Origin of the sequence: Morganella morganii (assembly GCF_041099235.1) — a bacterium.
Taxonomy (GTDB): domain Bacteria; phylum Pseudomonadota; class Gammaproteobacteria; order Enterobacterales; family Enterobacteriaceae; genus Morganella; species Morganella morganii_E.
On sequence record NZ_JBFZSO010000001.1, the window covers coordinates 240,705 to 256,267 of the forward strand.

Annotated in this window: 19 protein-coding genes; 9 read left to right on the forward strand and 10 right to left on the reverse strand. The window is 49.3% G+C overall.

Annotated features, from left to right (window positions below; genetic code table 11):
- Positions 1-26: 26 nt before the first annotated feature.
- The gene (gene slyA / locus AB7038_RS01185; RefSeq protein ID WP_015422751.1) at positions 27-461 is read right to left on the reverse strand and encodes a transcriptional regulator SlyA; all 435 of its coding nucleotides are present in this window, start codon (positions 459-461) and stop codon (positions 27-29) included.
- Positions 462-976: 515 nt separating this feature from the next.
- Complete coding sequence (locus AB7038_RS01190; protein ID WP_072868841.1) at positions 977-1,213, reverse strand: DUF1289 domain-containing protein; 237 nt, start codon at positions 1,211-1,213, stop codon at positions 977-979.
- 152 nt (positions 1,214-1,365) lie between these two features.
- Here AB7038_RS01190 and gloA point away from each other — a divergent pair, with 152 nt between their 5' ends.
- Both gloA and rnt read left to right on the forward strand, forming a co-directional pair.
- Positions 1,366-1,773, forward strand: a complete 408-nt coding sequence (gene gloA / locus AB7038_RS01195; protein WP_368889235.1) for a lactoylglutathione lyase — start codon at positions 1,366-1,368, stop codon at positions 1,771-1,773.
- A 109-nt stretch (positions 1,774-1,882) separates the two neighbouring features.
- Complete coding sequence (rnt, locus tag AB7038_RS01200; RefSeq protein WP_368889234.1) at positions 1,883-2,530, forward strand: ribonuclease T; 648 nt, start codon at positions 1,883-1,885, stop codon at positions 2,528-2,530.
- A gap of 36 nt (positions 2,531-2,566) precedes the next feature.
- On the opposite strand, the gene AB7038_RS01205 is transcribed toward rnt, so the two are convergent.
- Together AB7038_RS01205 and AB7038_RS01210 are read right to left on the reverse strand one after the other, a co-directional pair.
- Positions 2,567-3,253: a hypothetical protein gene (locus tag AB7038_RS01205; RefSeq protein ID WP_368889233.1), complete on the reverse strand. Its 687-nt coding sequence runs from the start codon at positions 3,251-3,253 to the stop codon at positions 2,567-2,569.
- A 207-nt stretch (positions 3,254-3,460) separates the two neighbouring features.
- Entirely contained in the window at positions 3,461-3,802 is a 342-nt protein-coding gene (locus AB7038_RS01210) for a Grx4 family monothiol glutaredoxin (RefSeq protein ID WP_004235478.1), read from the reverse strand.
- Between the two features lie 282 nt (positions 3,803-4,084).
- Here AB7038_RS01210 and rhtB point away from each other — a divergent pair, with 282 nt between their 5' ends.
- The gene (gene rhtB, locus AB7038_RS01215; RefSeq protein WP_143971145.1) at positions 4,085-4,705 is read left to right on the forward strand and encodes a homoserine/homoserine lactone efflux protein; all 621 of its coding nucleotides are present in this window, start codon (positions 4,085-4,087) and stop codon (positions 4,703-4,705) included.
- Between the two features lie 38 nt (positions 4,706-4,743).
- Here rhtB and AB7038_RS01220 read toward each other — a convergent pair whose 3' ends face one another.
- Complete coding sequence (locus AB7038_RS01220) at positions 4,744-5,199, reverse strand: anti-virulence regulator CigR family protein (protein ID WP_368889232.1); 456 nt, start codon at positions 5,197-5,199, stop codon at positions 4,744-4,746.
- 141 nt (positions 5,200-5,340) lie between these two features.
- On the opposite strand from AB7038_RS01220, the gene AB7038_RS01225 reads away from it, so the two are divergent.
- Positions 5,341-6,039 (forward strand): RluA family pseudouridine synthase, encoded by a 699-nt coding sequence (locus tag AB7038_RS01225; protein WP_368889231.1) that lies wholly within the window; start codon positions 5,341-5,343, stop codon positions 6,037-6,039.
- A gap of 23 nt (positions 6,040-6,062) precedes the next feature.
- On the opposite strand, the gene AB7038_RS01230 is transcribed toward AB7038_RS01225, so the two are convergent.
- Together AB7038_RS01230 and AB7038_RS01235 are read right to left on the reverse strand one after the other, a co-directional pair.
- On the reverse strand, positions 6,063-6,602 hold the full coding sequence (locus AB7038_RS01230; protein ID WP_369452625.1) for a DUF2058 domain-containing protein: 540 nt from the start codon (positions 6,600-6,602) through the stop codon (positions 6,063-6,065).
- Between the two features lie 69 nt (positions 6,603-6,671).
- On the reverse strand, positions 6,672-6,980 hold the full coding sequence (locus tag AB7038_RS01235) for a hypothetical protein (protein ID WP_368889229.1): 309 nt from the start codon (positions 6,978-6,980) through the stop codon (positions 6,672-6,674).
- A gap of 397 nt (positions 6,981-7,377) precedes the next feature.
- Between AB7038_RS01235 and sodB the strand changes: the two genes are divergently transcribed.
- Positions 7,378-7,956, forward strand: coding sequence for a superoxide dismutase [Fe] (gene sodB, locus AB7038_RS01240; RefSeq protein WP_369452626.1), 579 nt, complete (start codon positions 7,378-7,380; stop codon positions 7,954-7,956).
- Between the two features lie 69 nt (positions 7,957-8,025).
- On the opposite strand, the gene cydH is transcribed toward sodB, so the two are convergent.
- Positions 8,026-8,109 (reverse strand): cytochrome bd-I oxidase subunit CydH, encoded by an 84-nt coding sequence (cydH, locus tag AB7038_RS01245; protein ID WP_107679736.1) that lies wholly within the window; start codon positions 8,107-8,109, stop codon positions 8,026-8,028.
- A 277-nt stretch (positions 8,110-8,386) separates the two neighbouring features.
- Between cydH and purR the strand changes: the two genes are divergently transcribed.
- Complete coding sequence (gene purR, locus AB7038_RS01250; protein WP_004235455.1) at positions 8,387-9,412, forward strand: HTH-type transcriptional repressor PurR; 1,026 nt, start codon at positions 8,387-8,389, stop codon at positions 9,410-9,412.
- A 3-nt stretch (positions 9,413-9,415) separates the two neighbouring features.
- On the opposite strand, the gene punR is transcribed toward purR, so the two are convergent.
- Positions 9,416-10,318, reverse strand: a complete 903-nt coding sequence (gene punR, locus AB7038_RS01255) for a DNA-binding transcriptional activator PunR (protein WP_024473240.1) — start codon at positions 10,316-10,318, stop codon at positions 9,416-9,418.
- 121 nt (positions 10,319-10,439) lie between these two features.
- On the opposite strand from punR, the gene punC reads away from it, so the two are divergent.
- On the forward strand, positions 10,440-11,651 hold the full coding sequence (gene punC / locus AB7038_RS01260; protein WP_368889227.1) for a purine nucleoside transporter PunC: 1,212 nt from the start codon (positions 10,440-10,442) through the stop codon (positions 11,649-11,651).
- Positions 11,652-11,916: 265 nt separating this feature from the next.
- Entirely contained in the window at positions 11,917-13,080 is a 1,164-nt protein-coding gene (gene cfa / locus AB7038_RS01265; protein WP_072868373.1) for a cyclopropane fatty acyl phospholipid synthase, read from the forward strand.
- 82 nt (positions 13,081-13,162) lie between these two features.
- Here the strand turns inward: cfa and AB7038_RS01270 are convergent, their stop codons facing one another.
- Positions 13,163-13,828 carry a riboflavin synthase subunit alpha gene (locus AB7038_RS01270; protein ID WP_123568667.1) on the reverse strand — a complete coding sequence of 222 codons (666 nt, stop codon included), beginning with the start codon at positions 13,826-13,828 and terminating at the stop codon, positions 13,163-13,165.
- A gap of 212 nt (positions 13,829-14,040) precedes the next feature.
- On the opposite strand from AB7038_RS01270, the gene AB7038_RS01275 reads away from it, so the two are divergent.
- Positions 14,041-15,414 (forward strand): MATE family efflux transporter, encoded by a 1,374-nt coding sequence (locus AB7038_RS01275; RefSeq protein WP_186723839.1) that lies wholly within the window; start codon positions 14,041-14,043, stop codon positions 15,412-15,414.
- Positions 15,415-15,563: the final 149 nt, after the last annotated feature.

Below are 15,563 nucleotides of genomic sequence, written 5' to 3' on the forward strand. Positions count from 1 at the left end.
CGTTTCGCCTTTTTTATTACCTGCCGTCAGTTACGGTTGTGCAGCTGCACGATATTATTGTCCAGTTTCCTGACAATCTCCGCCAGCGTATATAATTCATCCTGCGTGATCCCGCCCAGAATTTCACGCCGTGTTTTTTCAATTACCGCGTCCACCTCGCGGATAAAGGGTTCGGATTCCTCCGTCAGTTTTATCCGTTTCGCTCTGCGGTCATTAATACAGATATGCCGTGTGATTAACCGCTTTTCCTCCAGCTGATCCAGCGTGCGGACCAGCGACGGCTGTTCAATACCAATCGCTTTTGCCAGCTGAATCTGAGACTGATCCGGCGGCAGCAGGCTGATATTGTAGAGTGTAATCCAGTGTGTCTGTGTGAGTTTCAGTGGTTTGAGCCGGTGGTCAATCAGTGATCGCCAAATCCGCACTAACCTCGCTAAGTCTGATCCCAATGTTAACTCCACAAATTTCTCCTTATGTGAATACGGTACGGACGCATATACACGCCATCATGTCTTTCAATCACCCGAAAAAAGAAACGCAGCGCTGCGATGTTCATTAACAGCGGGCGCAATATTGCTGTGAGACAAAAACAGTTCATCCTTATGTCATAGTCAATTTAATAGGCACGAAATAATTAGCTTTTTATACAAATTTAATTGATTAAGCTGATGAACTTGTTTCATATTAAGAATAGCGATCATCACTGAACGGATCTATATTTTTTTACATAACCACCATTTTATTTTTAACAAAAAATAATTGCATCACTATATTACCAATATTAAACAATAAGTTACGAAGCTATGATCACCCTGACCAGCAATGCATTAATTTTATATTTAATTTATATTATTTCATTCTTGATTATAAATGCAGATGAACTTTAAAATATTATTTACCTGCAATATAAATTCTTCGTACTAAATAACACCCATATATTAATTCATACCTAATATATCGATTTGTAATTATTTTTTTAAAATAAATCCAGCTGTCCGGATGGTGCTTCCGGCGGTGTATCTCCTTTCGTGGCTCTGTAACGGCGCTGACGGCACAGACGAATCACATTTTCTTTTTGCGCGTTACTCAGCGACAGCCACTGAAAACGCTCATCACGGCTCCGGTAGCATCCCCGGCAGTAGCCTTTTTCATTCAGCTGACATATCCCCACACAAGGTGAAGGGATATCAAAAAAGTGAAGTTGTTCTGCCATCGGCTGATGTCCTTTTGTCTGATGCCCTGCCGGACAGGTCATGGTTATCCTGTAACCATCAGCATCCTGATAATTTGAATTGTAGTCAATTATCACGTTATAGTGTGAGCCATTACTGATAAATAACTGAAAGCACTCTGAGAGGTTACTTTATGCGTGTACTCCATACCATGCTCCGCGTGGGTGATATGCAACGTTCTGTCGATTTTTACACCAAGGTTCTCGGCATGCGTTTACTGCGCACCAGTGAAAACCCGGAATATAAATATTCTCTGGCTTTCGTGGGTTACAGTGACGAAAGTGAGGGCTCTGTTATCGAACTGACCTATAACTGGGGCACGAATTCCTATGAGATGGGAACCGCATTCGGCCATATCGCACTCGGTGTGGATGATGTCGCGGCGACCTGTGACGCTATCCGCAAGGCAGGCGGCAATGTGACCCGTGAAGCCGGTCCGGTTAAAGGCGGTACCACCATTATCGCTTTTGTGGAAGACCCGGACGGCTATAAAATTGAATTAATTGAAAATAAAAGTGCCGGGGCTGCTCTCGGTAACTGAGTAACTCCATAAGAAGGATCAGAACGATCCTTCTTTTCCGGCTCAGCCCTTTCTCCCTCCGGCAAGCCGCGCTAGAATAGTGCGTTTTGTTTGTTTAATTAAGAGTCCCATGTCTGAAAATCAAAATCACAATGCTCTGAGCGCACGTTTCCGCGGCTATTACCCTGTCGTTATTGATGTTGAAACCGGCGGTTTTAATGCCAAAACGGATGGTATGCTGGAAATTGCCGCCATTACCGTCAAAATGGATAACAATGGCTGGCTGATGCCGGATCAGCGGCTTGAATTTAATGTGCAGCCTTTTGAGGGTGCAAACCTTGATCCCGCCGCTCTGGCCTTCACCGGGATTAATCCGGCTGACCCGGAGCGTAATGCGGTAACGGAATATGAAGCGCTGCATGCCATTTTTAAAATGGTGCGCAAAGGTATGAAAGATGCGGATTGCAAACGGGCAATTATCGTGGCGCACAATGCAAATTTTGATCACAGCTTTGTGATGGCAGCAGCAGAACGCTGCGGGCTGAAGCGCAACCCGTTCCATCCGTTTGCCACCTTTGATACGGCGGCATTAAGCGGATTATCACTGGGACAAACCATTCTGGCGAAAGCCTGTATCACCGCCGGTATCCCGTTTGACAGCAAACAGGCTCACGGCGCGGCGTATGATACCGACCGTACCTCCCTGCTCTTTTGTGACATCGTCAACCGCTGGAAGAAGCTGGGCGGCTGGCCGCCGGCGGCTGAAAGTAATCAGTAAGAAAACGCCACCTCAACGTGAGGTGGCGTTTTTCTGTCAGTTATCAGGTAACCGGCGCCAGGTTTCCTCCGGTTGCTGCTGATTATGCCGGGCGATTATCTCTGCAGGTTTGATAGACAGCAAATCAGGCAGAATCGACCCTTCAATATCCGTCATCAGTGTCATCATTCTTGCTTTAAAGTCCTGTTCAAAATTCTTTGTGTCTAAATACTCCTTTGCCCTGTCATCATCACAGATTGACGCAAGCTGATTTACTTTTTCAAAGGGTCTCGGGCCGCAGCCGGCAGCCGCGGATAACCCACTGTTTACTTTGTGAATAAATTCGGCCATGAATTTCTCTGCTGGTTTATCCGCACCTTTTATTTTATCCGCGCCACTCAGAAATGTGACTAACGGTCTCAGTATGTCTTTTGAGAACATCTTCAGTGAAGCGGCATCCAGAGGTTCATTTTTACCCAGAAATGCGCTGGCTTTATTTAAATAGCCAGGCACATTTTCCTGCGCTATTTTCAGCACCATCCGTGCGTTCTGATTAGCGTCAGATTGCGTTTTGTCCTCCGGGATTGTTACTTTATTTATCCAATTCCCTAATGGCTCAAATACATTGTTTATTTTGCCTTTCACTGCTGTAAAAAACTCTGCTGCACTGTTACGGATCTCAGTGAACCGTTCAGATAAACCTGATTGTTTTACGGATGCTGATTCTTTTAAGTCACCGATCATACCATCGGTACCCTGATATGAAATATACCCGGTTAATCTGACATTCTGTCCTGTTGATATTGGCTGCATCTTTTTTCCTTTCTGTGTTATTGATACCGCCACTCTAAAAAATAACCGTATTAACAACTTTCATTTCACCGCCATCAGAAAGACAAAAGCCCCGCAGTGGTGACACTGCGGGGCTTTTATAAACAGTACGGGACGTGATTATTCTTCGTTTTCAGTCCGGTATTTTGCTGCGGTTTCTTTAATCAGTGGCTGTAATTCACCGCGCTGGAACATCTCCATAATGATGTCACAGCCGCCGACCAGCTCACCGTCAACCCACAGTTGCGGGAACGTCGGCCAGTTAGCGTATTTCGGTAATTCAGCACGGATATCCGGGTTCTGCAGAATATCCACATAAGCAAAACGCTCTTCACAGGCAGCCAGCGCCTGCACAGCCTGGGCAGAGAAGCCGCAGCTCGGCAGCTTCGGAGAGCCTTTCATATACAGCAGAATCGGGTTTTCTTTAATCTGGCGTTCGATTTTTTCAATAGTCGTCGTCATGTAAAACGTCCTTACTTCAGATCGGTTAGCACCGGTATTAACTTACCCGCAGAATACCACTTTTCCCTGCAAAGCGATATTGGTTTTAACATACTGTTAAAATCAGACAGGAATATTAATTCCGTACATTTCCGCTGAAAGTACTCCGGAAAAAACCGGACATTAAATCGGTTATTTCCGGCATATTCTTCTGGTAAACAAGACCACCGTCATTTTTTATCTTACGCAGTAATGCCATAATCCGCACATTGTGTTTTCTGTTAACAATCTGATGAGCTGAAAATGACCTTTGAGTGGTGGTTTGCCTATCTGATGACATCCGTTATTGTCAGTCTGTCTCCCGGCGCAGGCGCCATTAACAGCATGACGACGTCGGTCAATCACGGCTACCGGGGCGCGATTGCGGCCATTGCCGGGTTGCAGACCGGCCTGATGATGCTGATTATACTGGTTGGTGTCGGCCTGGGGACATTACTGTCACAATCGGTTCTGGCCTTTGAAATACTGAAATGGGCCGGGGCGGCCTATCTTATCTGGCTGGGGATCCGCCAGTGGCGGGCAGCGGGAACCATTGAACTGAATACACAGGCAGCAACGCTGTCACGCAAAAAGCTGTATCAGAACGGCGTGCTGGTGAATATCTCAAATCCCAAAAGCATTGTTTTTCTCGCGGCGCTGTTTCCGCAGTTTATTATGCCGCACCAGCCCCAGCTGATGCAGTATCTGATTCTGGGGATCACCACGGTGGCGGCTGATATTATTGTGATGACAGGGTATGCCGTACTCGCGCGGCAAATCGCGGTATTTATCAAAAGCCCGGCACAAACCCGCGCCATGAATAAAGTGTTCGGATCATTATTTATGCTGGTCGGTGCCCTGCTGGCCTTTACCCGTCCGGCCTGAACCGGAATACGCCCCGTTATTTGCGGGGCGTTATATCGCTACTCAAAAACATCATTAATAATATAGGTCACCACTGCGGTGCTCAGTGCAATAAGCACTAAATCATCACCGGCAATTTTCCACTCATAGCCCGGATAGTACGGCAGGCGGTCACGCATATGGACAGGCACTGACCGTTTTGCAATGCCCGGCGGAAGTGGTTTTCCTCTGGCAAGGTTTTTCGCTATTCCCGGCGGCAGCGCATGATATCCGAGTAATCCGCTTTCTGACGCCAGCCGGCGTGCCTGTGCGTAACTCAGATCCTTTCTGTACTTGCGGTAATAGTGGTCTCCCTGCTCATCCTGATTATCTCTGTACTTATAATGACCATGATGATGCTCATGCCGGTGACTATGCCCTTTATCATGTCCCCGATCCGCATAAGACGCTACCGGAATCACTGAAAGCCCGGTCATCAACAGCACTGCGTTACATACCTGTGTCAATCTGCGCATAACACAACCTCTGCGTATTAATACTGATAATGAGCGTTGATCATTCCGCAGAATTACGCAATAGGATATCCGGACAACATGATTCGCCACTGTACAGAAAATTGGTTATCATCCTCTTCCGCTTTTTACCCGGATAACCCGATGTCTGACATTAACGATACCTTTATCGCCCCGCCATGCCCTGAGCAGATTGATATTCTGTATCAGGACGAACACCTGCTGCTGATTGACAAACCCGCCGGGCTTCTCAGTCTTTCGGGAAAAAATCCGCAGAATCTGGATTCTGTGCATTACCGGCTGGTACAGCTGTTTCCCGGCTGCGCACTGGTGCACCGGCTGGATTTCGGCACCTCCGGGCTGCTGGTGGTGGCCCGCAATAAAGCTATCAATGCCGCGCTTTGTCGTCAGTTCAGTCAGCGTACAGTGCAGAAAGGTTACAGTGCCCTGCTGTGCGGACATCTGAATGAGAGTGAAGGAATCATTGATGCGGCGATTGCCAAAGATCCGGCGTTGTTTCCGCGCATGACGATATGTGCTCTCCGGGGAAAACCGGCCCGTTCACATTATCAGGTAACTGAGCGCTTTTATTATGAAACTGAAGACGGGATCTCTCTGCCGGTAACCCGGGTGACACTGACACCGGAAACCGGCCGCACGCATCAGCTCCGCATTCATTGTCAGTATCTGGGCCATCCGATTTTAGGGTGCGATCTCTATGGCGGGAAATTATTGCCGGGCACCGGAAATATTCCGCGGCTGATGCTGCATGCCGGTGAACTGGATTTTGTGCATCCGGTCAGCGGCGAACCGATCAATGCCCGCAGCCCCTGTCCGTTCTGAACAGGGAAGCAGGCAGATGCAGATCACCACATCAAATCATCCGGGATTTTAAAATCAGCATACGGATCGTCTTCATCCGCTTCGTCCTGCGCCAGCGCATTATTTAACACAATGCTTTCCGCATCACGCTGTGTGATTTTATCCGCAACAACCGCCGGGATAATGGCATATTCACTCACACTGCCGTTTTCCGTGCTTAACCGGGCAATCGCCAGGCGGCCGCTGATCAGCTGAGACTGTGTGGTTTTGTCCACGGCAATGCTTTTAATCACGTTGTTGTCGGTGAAATTAAAATCAATATTGCCTTTTGAAATAATAATCCGGTTCATTTCAATCAGCTGTTTCACCTGAGCTTTATATTCTCTGGATAAAACAGCCTGTTTTTGCTGCTCACTCAGCTGTTTATCACGCTCAAGCTGCGCTTTTTTATTCTCTTCCACCGCTTCTCTGGCCTCACGGGCCTGAACACGCGATTTTTTTGCTGTTCTGCGGACTTTATCCATTTTTTTGCTGGTCACCAGTCCGGCTTTCAGCATCTGCTCTTGTAATGTGAGTTTCGTCATCTTTTTTTCTGAATCAATTTAATATTGCGGGTAATTATACCGGTAATTTTCAGGATTGTATCCGGCACGTCAGGCCAGCTGCATTTTCAGCCAGTAACCCTGCTGGCACAGACTGAAAAATTCTTTGTGCTGCGGAGAAACCGTTTTCGCGTTATCCCCGGCGACAGACCAGACAATCCACTGCTCCGGGCACTGCTCGTCTCCGGTCTGTACGGCAGTTTCGATCTCTTCACTGCACATCAGCTCAATACCATCGCAAAACTGCCATTTGCGGACCCGCCGGATCACTTCAGAGAGTTCATCTTTCTGATAATGGTCACAAATAACATTGCAATCAGTATGGTTTTGTATCGCGCGGGAAATATAGTCTGCCAGCATCGTGATCATTCTTGTACTTTTGTCATAGCGGGGATTGTAAAGGGTCTGCGGCCGGTTGACAAACGGCGGCCGTTGTCACGCATTCTGTAAAATTGTTAAATTTGCGCGGATTTCAGCCGGTAAACCCGTTATATTTAAGATTCCGCAGTCATACGGGGAAGACAGAATGAAACGCTATTATAACTGGATCTGCCGCCATAAGCTGTACACCCTGCTTATCGCCTTTATTGTGACGGATATCATTCTGTGGGCGATTTTGTCTTTCACCATGTGAATAACATTACTCCGGTATTTCACGCTGTTTTTTATGACAAAACTTGTTAAGATAATTCGCAGAATAATAACAGTAACCCGTCTGTGACGAGGTTACTGATTTAACCTTAACAAGGAGAATGCAATGTCGTTTGAATTACCTGCACTGCCTTATGCAAAAAATGCATTAGCGCCCTATATTTCTGAAGAAACACTGGAATACCACTACGGTAAACACCACAACACCTATGTGGTTAATCTGAATAACCTGATTAAAGGCTCCGCGTTTGAAGGTAAGTCACTGGAAGAGATTATCAAAACTTCTGATGCCGGTATCTTCAATAACGCTGCTCAGGTCTGGAACCACACGTTCTACTGGCACTGCCTGGCACCAAATGCCGGTGGCGAACCAACCGGTAAAATCGCTGACGCGATTAACAAAGCGTTCGGTTCATTTGCCCAATTCAAACAGCAGTTTACCGATTCCGCAGTGAAAAACTTCGGTTCCGGCTGGACATGGCTGGTGAAGAAAGCAGACGGCAACCTGGCTATCGTCAATACCTCTAACGCGGCAACCCCTGTCAGCGGTAACGACAAACCAATCTTAACCGTTGATGTCTGGGAACACGCTTACTATATCGACTACCGTAATGCCCGTCCTAAATACCTGGAAAACTTCTGGGCATTAGTGAACTGGAAATTTGCGGAAGAAAACCTGGCGTAATCCGGTAACACAATACAGTTGATCAAAAAAGGGCGGAATTTTCCGCCCTTTTGTACTGTAAGGGGTGTATCAGAAAAGCATAATTGAAAACAGTACGATCATAACCAGTGCTGCAACCGCTGTTGACAAACCATATTTCAGATCTGTATCCATTCTTATCTCCAAAATAGCTGCTTAGTGACCTGATGATGATTACCTGACATCCTGAATCATCAAATTAATTAAAACGGATGGTCCGACCGGAAAACCCGAATAGCTGACCATATCAATAACCATAGCACAGGTAATATTTTTTACTTTTGACCCGGATCAGACAACAATGCCTGTTTTTACAGAAATTTTTCTATTGTTACCGCATAATGGCACTATAATAGCAATCGATTAACCGAATAATAAAATACAGACCGGCAGGTCAGGAGTTGTTTTCATCATGGCAACGATTAAAGATGTGGCTAAGCGCTCGGGCGTCTCCACCACAACCGTCTCCCATGTCATTAATAATACCCGTTTCGTTGCGGAAGAAACGAAGGCGGCTGTCTGGGCTGCTATCAAAGAACTGCACTATTCACCGAGCGCCGTGGCGCGCAGTCTGAAAGTCAATAACACCAAGTCCATCGGGCTGCTGGCCACCTCCAGTGAAGCGCCGTATTTTGCGGAAGTGATTGAGGCGGTGGAAAACAGCTGCTACAGCAAAGGGTATACCCTGGTGCTGTGTAACTCGCACAATAATCCTGACAAACAAAAAGCCTACCTGGCGATGCTGGCACAAAAGCGGGTCGATGGTTTGCTGGTGATGTGCTCAGAATATCCGGATCAGCTGATTGCCATGCTGGAAGGCTACCGCAATATCCCGATGGTGGTGATGGACTGGGGCAAAGCGCGCGGGGATTTCACCGATGCGATTATTGATAACGCCCTGCACGGCGGTTATCTCGCCGGCCGTTACCTGATTGAACGCGGTCACCGCGATATCGCGGTTATTCCGGGGCCGCTTGAGCGGAACACCGGCGGCAACCGTCTGGAAGGATTCCGCAAAGCAATGAAAGAAGCCGGTATCACGGTACGCGATGAATGGATTGTTCAGGGCGATTTTGAACCGGACTCCGGCTATCAGGCCATGACGCAGATTTTATCCGGCAAACAGCGCCCGACAGCAGTATTCTGCGGCGGTGATGCTATGGCGATGGGCGCGATTTGCGCGGCTGATGAAATGGGTCTGCGTGTGCCGCAGGATATTTCTGTGATCGGGTATGACAATATCCGTAACGCCCGTTACTTCACCCCGGCACTGACCACCATCCACCAGCCGAAAGAGCGCCTGGGACAGATGGCACTGACCATGCTGCTCGATCGTATCGTCAATAAACGCGAAGATGCACAAACCATTGAAGTGCACCCGCGTCTGGTCGAGCGCCGCTCCGTGGCGGATGGTCCGTTTATCGACTACCGCCGCTGAGGATCAGCGCAGCCATTCGGCATTGAGCGTATTGCTGTCCCCGAGATAATCGAGCAGCCAGCTCAGTGCCGGTGAGGTATCTTTATCCACCCAGGTGATACAGCACGGGCTGTCCGGTAACGGCTGCTCTATCTTCAGCGCTGCCAGCCGCCCCTCTTTAATCAGCGGATCGGCGCGGTGCGCCGGCATCATTGCCACACATAATCCCGATTCCACACAGGCAATCCCGCGATCCCAGTCCGGCACCACCAGGCGGCGCTGATTATCCAGTGCCCACGTGTCGCGTTTCGGCAGAGAACGCGAGGTATCTTCCAGACATAAACTCGGGTACGGCACCATCTCTTCATTGGTCAGGACATGACCGGCAGAGGCCAGCGGATGATCCGGACTGACCACCGCACGCCACGGCATAAACCCCATGTCACGGAAATTATAACGCTCGCCGATAGGGGATGCGCGTGTCGCACCGATTGCCACATCCACCCGTCTGTCCACCAGCGCATCCCACACCCCGTTAAACACTTCCGGATAAATATACAACTCGATATCCGGGAAATGATGGTAAAAATCCAGCAGAAGTCGCGTTATCCGTTCCGGTTTTACGATACAGTCAACAGCGATACTGAATTGTCCGCGCCAGCCGTTGGCAATCATCTGGCACTGGTGGCGTGTGGATTTCATTTTTTTGATGACATCACGCGCTTCTTTGACAAATAACGCCCCGGCGGGTGTCAGTTCAACGTCCCGGTGACGCCGTTCAAACAACGGAACCGCCAGCCACTCTTCCAGCTGGCGGACACTGTAGCTGATGGCAGAAGGCACCCGGTGCAGTTCCTCTGCTGCCGCACTGAAACTGCCTGTCCGCGCCACAGCATCCACCACATCCAGCGTATATTCTGACCACATAATCCTTCCTTTCAAAAAATTTCACAGCAGTGTGCAAATAATAACGTTTTACAAGGGAAAACTCGAATAGTTAAAATACTAACTCACGCATTACACTTATTTAACATTCAGGTATTTCTCTGTGACTGTCAACAAATCGCCTTCCCGCGGCTTTCTCTTTTATCTCGCCGGACTCAGCATGCTGGGTTATCTCGCGATTGATATGTATCTGCCTGCATTCGGTATGATGCAGGACTCTCTGAACTCCACTGCCAGCGCTATCAGCGCCAGTCTGAGTATCTTCCTGGTCGGTTTTGCCATCGGCCAGCTGTTATGGGGACCACTCTCCGATAAAATCGGCCGCAAGCCGGTTCTGCTGATGGGCCTGAGCCTGTTCGCTCTGAGCTGTCTGGCCATGGTCTGGGTTTCCACCCCGGCCCAGTTATTATTACTGCGTTTTGTGCAGGCGGTCAGTGTCTGCTCCGCAGCGGTCACCTGGCAGGCGCTGGTTATTGACCGTTATGATGATCACCGCGCACAGCGTGTCTTTGCCGCGATTATGCCGCTGGTGGCGCTCTCCCCGGCACTGGCGCCGTTACTCGGCGCATGGCTGCTCAACCACGGCGGCTGGCATGAAATTTTTCTCGTGCTCGGTGGTATCACCCTGCTGGTACTGATCCCGACCCTGATGCTGAAAGAAAAGCATCATATCGCGCCGGATGCGGTCAAAACGGAAAAACAGAAAATCTCCTTCTTTTGTCTGCTGAAATCCCCGGTTTACAGCGGTAACGTGCTGATTTATGCCGCGTGCAGCGCCGGTTTCTTTGCCTGGCTGACCGGCTCGCCGTTTATTCTGCGCGATATGGGTTATAACCCGAATGATATCGGTCTGAGCTATATTCCGCAGACTATCGCCTTTATGGTCGGGGGCTACGGCTGCCGTGCCCTGCTGTCACGGATTAACGGTAAAACACTGCTGCCGTTCCTGCTGGCCGGTTATGCTGTCAGCATGGTTGGCCTGTATGCCATGGCAAAATTCGGTAATCCGTCACTGGTGGCGATCCTGATCCCGTTCTGCTTTATGGCGGCAATGAATGGCGCGTCTTACCCGATTGCGGTATCAAACGCCCTGGCAGTTTACCCGGAACACAGCGGTAAAGCAGCGGCATTACAGAATGCCATTCAGCTCGGTTTATGCTCCGCGATCAGTTTCCTGGTTTCTGCCCTGATGCATGAGCCGCTGCTCTCCACCACGGCAGTGATGGCGGCAACGGTGGTGCTGACCATCGGCGGTTATATTATCCAGCGCCGCCCTTCGCGCACCTCCGTGACTATTGCGGAACAAAATCAATAGATTGCAGCGTGAATTAGGAATATTCCTAATTACAGGCCGTACTCATGTACGGCCTTTTTTGTCATTGAATTTTAATTTCAGGCTCCTATACTTTTCTGACAATTCGTTTTAAATCCGGATTTTGAGCTTTGTTTTTGTTTTAACGATCACGTTAATACGCAGACTGTCACCTGATGACGGCCAATCACACCGGTTCTGTTGTTCCCGCGCAAAACGTCATAAATAAAGCACTCAGAATCCCGCTTTGATAAAAATTGGAGATAATATGAGTTCTGATTGTGTCGAAAATCAAAAAACGCCTGCCGACTCCTGGCAGCGGATTGCCTCCGATCTTTTAGACGAAGCCGGCATTGAGATTAATGGTTCACGCCCTTTCGATATTCAGGTGCATAACCAGCAGTTCTTTAAACGGGTCTTGCAGCAGGGCTCTATGGGACTGGGTGAAAGCTATATGGATGGCTGGTGGGACTGTGAGCGGCTAGATATTTTCTTTCAGCGGGTGTTACGCGCCGGGCTGGAAAATAAACTGCCGCAGAATATCAACGATATTATAAAAATCGCCATGGCCCGTCTGCGTAATCTGCAAACCAAAAAACGGGCGCGGATTGTCGGCGAAGAACATTATGATCTGGGTAATGACCTGTTTGAGCTGATGCTCGACCCGTATATGCAGTATTCCTGCGGTTACTGGAAAGGTCTCAGTGATGACCCCGCTAATCTGGCGAAGGCGCAGGAGCAGAAACTGCATCTCATCTGTGAAAAATTACAGCTGAAACCGGGTATGCAGTTGCTGGATATCGGCTGCGGCTGGGGCGGACTGGCGGCGTATGCCGCGAAGCACTTCGGTGTGTCGGTGACCGGTGTGACCATTTCCGCTGAGCAGCAAAAATATGCTCAGGCGCGTTGTGCGGATCTTGACGTAAATATTATCCTGGAAGACTACCGCGATTTGCATGAGCAATATGACCGCATTGTGTCTGTCGGGATGTTTGAGCACGTCGGGCCGAAAAATTACGCCACTTATTTTGATGTGGTCAAACGCAATCTGAAACCGGACGGCTTATTTTTACTGCACACTATCGGTTCAAACCGCAATAAAGTGAATGTGGATGCCTGGATAGGCAAATATATTTTCCCGAACGGTTGTCTGCCGTCGGTGCAGAATATCGGCGACAGCAGTGAAAATAAATTAGTGATGGAAGACTGGCATAATTTCGGGGCTGATTATGACCGGACACTGATGGCGTGGTATTCCCGTTTTCAGGCGGCCTGGCCGTCACTGGAAAATAATTACACCCCGCGCTTTAAGCGGATGTTCACCTATTATCTCAACGCCTGTGCCGGTGCATTCCGTGCCCGTGATATCCAGCTGTGGCAGATATTATGGAGCCCGCAGGGTTGCGAGGGCGGATTACGCGTTCCGCGCTGAATATCATATCCGCAATGAACTATCCGTAATAAACAATCCGGTCTGACAAAAATCAGTACCGGATTTTTTTATCTCAATAATATCAGACCTGTGGTTTTTCTGTTGGTGCCGGCGGTGTCAGACTTTCCTGCAACTGCTGCATTTTCTGCGCCAGCACCCGCTCGGTGGTATCAACAATCGCCTGCGTCTGCGGATCCAGCTCAATATTCACTTTATCGCCCAGCCGTTTTTTACCCAGCGTGGTGCGCTCACGGGTTTCCGGAATCAGATGCACACAGAAACGGTTATTGACCACATCCCCGATAGTCAGGCTGATACCATCAATACCGACAAAGCCTTTATGCAGGATATATTTCATCAGGGCTTTATCTTCGATACGCAGCCAGATCTGATAATTATTTTCAGAGACAAAGATTTTGGCAATTTCAGCCGTAGTGACAATATGGCCGGACATTATATGCCCGCCGATTTCATCACCGTATTTAGCCGCTCTTTCCAGATTGACCACATCTCCGGTTTTAATGCTGCCGAGATTGGTCAGTCTTAAGGTTTCCTTAACCAGATCAAAACTGATTAAATCCCCGTCTATTTTGGTGACTGTCAGACAGCAGCCGTTATGTGCCACTGATGCGCCCGTTTCTATCCCGGCCAGCATATCCGGCGGGAATTTCACAGTGTGGGTACGAAAGTTTTCTTTTTCTTCGATGGCGACGACGGGGCCTTTGCCTTGTACAATCCCGGTAAACATGCGGATCTCCAGTCAGTATTCGGATAGATTTATGCAGTTTATCCTGAAACAAAGAATTAAACAGCCCTTCCCGTTACATCCCGCACATTTAATTGTATTGGCTTGTATTTGATTAATCGCTAGAATGATTTTTCCGCCTGATCCGGTAAATGTATTACGAATCCCGGAAAGTCTTTCCTCCTCCTTTTATCAGAATAAATAAGGTGTATTACGTGCAGAAGTATTTGAAAGAAGCGCGTACTTTGCTGGCTCTTGGTATTCCCGTTATTATCGCGCAGTTTACACAGACAGCGATGGGCGTGGTTGACACTGTGATGGCCGGCAGAGTCAGTGCGACAGACATGTCCGCCGTGGCTGTCGGTACCTCCATCTGGCTGCCCGCTATCCTGTTCGGTCACGGTCTGCTGATGGCGCTGACCCCGGTGGTCGCGCAGCTTAACGGCTCCGGCCGCCGCCCGCTGATTGCCAATCAGATCCGCCAGGGTATGTGGCTGGCGGCATTTTTATCCGTCCTGGTCATCGCGGTGCTCTATAACAGCCGGTACATTATCGAAAATATGCCGCATATTGACCCGGTTCTGGCTGAAAAAGCCGTCGGGTTCACCCACGCAATTATGTGGGGTGCACCGGGTTACCTGTTTTATCAGGTGCTGCGCAGTCAGTGTGAAGGACTGTCGAAAACCAAACCGGGGATGGTGATTGGGTTTCTCGGCCTGCTGGTGAATATCCCGGTCAACTATATCTTTATTTACGGGAAATTCGGTGCGCCTGCTCTCGGCGGTGTCGGGTGTGGTGTCGCGACTGCTTCCGTGTTCTGGGCGATGTTCCTGTTTATGCGCTGGTATGTGAAACATGCCCGTTCACAGCGCGATGTGCAGCCGAAGAGCCGCTTTACCCCGCCGGACTGGGCAGTAATGAAGCGGATCACGCAGCTCGGCCTGCCGATTGCCCTGGCGCTGTTCTTTGAGGTCACGCTGTTTGCCATTGTTGCCCTGCTGGTTGCGCCATTAGGTGTAACGGCGGTAGCCGGACATCAGATTGCCCTGAACTTCAGCTCCCTGATGTTTATGTTCCCTATTTCACTGGGGATCGCCACCACTATCCGTATCGGCTTTAACCTCGGAAAAAGTTCCACGGAGAAAGCACGGGTATCCGCCTATACCGGGCTGGGTGTCGGGCTGATGATCGCAGCGGTCACCGCCCTCTTTACGGTGCTGTTCCGTGAGCCTATCGCCCTGCTGTATAACGACAATCCGGAAGTGGTGATTATGGCCTCCGGCCTGATGCTGTTTGCCGGTATTTATCAGCTGTCGGATTCCGTTCAGGTAATTGGTGCCGGTGTGCTGCGCGGATATAAAGATACGCGCGCCATCTTCTATATTACCTTTACCGCTTACTGGGTGCTCGGCCTGCCGTCCGGTTATATTCTCGGACTGACGGATCTGGTGGTACCGGCGATGGGCCCTGCCGGGTTCTGGATCGGTTTTATCATCGGATTAACCGCCGCAGCCATCGGTATGGCATGCCGGATCCTGTGGTTACAGAAACAGCCGGACAGTTTTATCCTGCAACGCGCCGGTCGTTGACGGCTTTTTGACGGGGGAAATGCACAGTTTTCAGTCCGATAGCATTAAATACGAGCAGTCGGACAAGAAAATGTGTTTTTCCCCTTGCAAGAGTCGGTTCGGATCGTTAATATTCGTCCCCGTTGTCAGCGAAGATATTAAAGAATGCG

Bases quoted from the DNA above. Each gene is read 5' to 3' on its own strand.
- cydH (WP_107679736.1), bottom strand. From the start codon at position 8,109: ATGGATACAGATCTGAAATATGGTTTGTCAACAGCGGTTGCAGCACTG.
- AB7038_RS01210 (WP_004235478.1), bottom strand. From the start codon at position 3,802: ATGACGACGACTATTGAAAAAATCGAACGCCAGATTAAAGAAAACCCG.
- rhtB (WP_143971145.1), top strand. From the start codon at position 4,085: ATGACCTTTGAGTGGTGGTTTGCCTATCTGATGACATCCGTTATTGTC.
- AB7038_RS01270 (WP_123568667.1), bottom strand. From the start codon at position 13,828: ATGTTTACCGGGATTGTACAAGGCAAAGGCCCCGTCGTCGCCATCGAA.
- gloA (WP_368889235.1), top strand. From the start codon at position 1,366: ATGCGTGTACTCCATACCATGCTCCGCGTGGGTGATATGCAACGTTCT.
- AB7038_RS01205 (WP_368889233.1), bottom strand. From the start codon at position 3,253: ATGATCGGTGACTTAAAAGAATCAGCATCCGTAAAACAATCAGGTTTA.
- cfa (WP_072868373.1), top strand. From the start codon at position 11,917: ATGAGTTCTGATTGTGTCGAAAATCAAAAAACGCCTGCCGACTCCTGG.
- purR (WP_004235455.1), top strand. From the start codon at position 8,387: ATGGCAACGATTAAAGATGTGGCTAAGCGCTCGGGCGTCTCCACCACA.
- sodB (WP_369452626.1), top strand. From the start codon at position 7,378: ATGTCGTTTGAATTACCTGCACTGCCTTATGCAAAAAATGCATTAGCG.
- AB7038_RS01220 (WP_368889232.1), bottom strand. From the start codon at position 5,199: ATGCGCAGATTGACACAGGTATGTAACGCAGTGCTGTTGATGACCGGG.
- punR (WP_024473240.1), bottom strand. From the start codon at position 10,318: ATGTGGTCAGAATATACGCTGGATGTGGTGGATGCTGTGGCGCGGACA.
- AB7038_RS01190 (WP_072868841.1), bottom strand. From the start codon at position 1,213: ATGGCAGAACAACTTCACTTTTTTGATATCCCTTCACCTTGTGTGGGG.
- AB7038_RS01230 (WP_369452625.1), bottom strand. From the start codon at position 6,602: ATGACGAAACTCACATTACAAGAGCAGATGCTGAAAGCCGGACTGGTG.
- AB7038_RS01235 (WP_368889229.1), bottom strand. From the start codon at position 6,980: ATGCTGGCAGACTATATTTCCCGCGCGATACAAAACCATACTGATTGC.
- rnt (WP_368889234.1), top strand. From the start codon at position 1,883: ATGTCTGAAAATCAAAATCACAATGCTCTGAGCGCACGTTTCCGCGGC.
- AB7038_RS01225 (WP_368889231.1), top strand. From the start codon at position 5,341: ATGTCTGACATTAACGATACCTTTATCGCCCCGCCATGCCCTGAGCAG.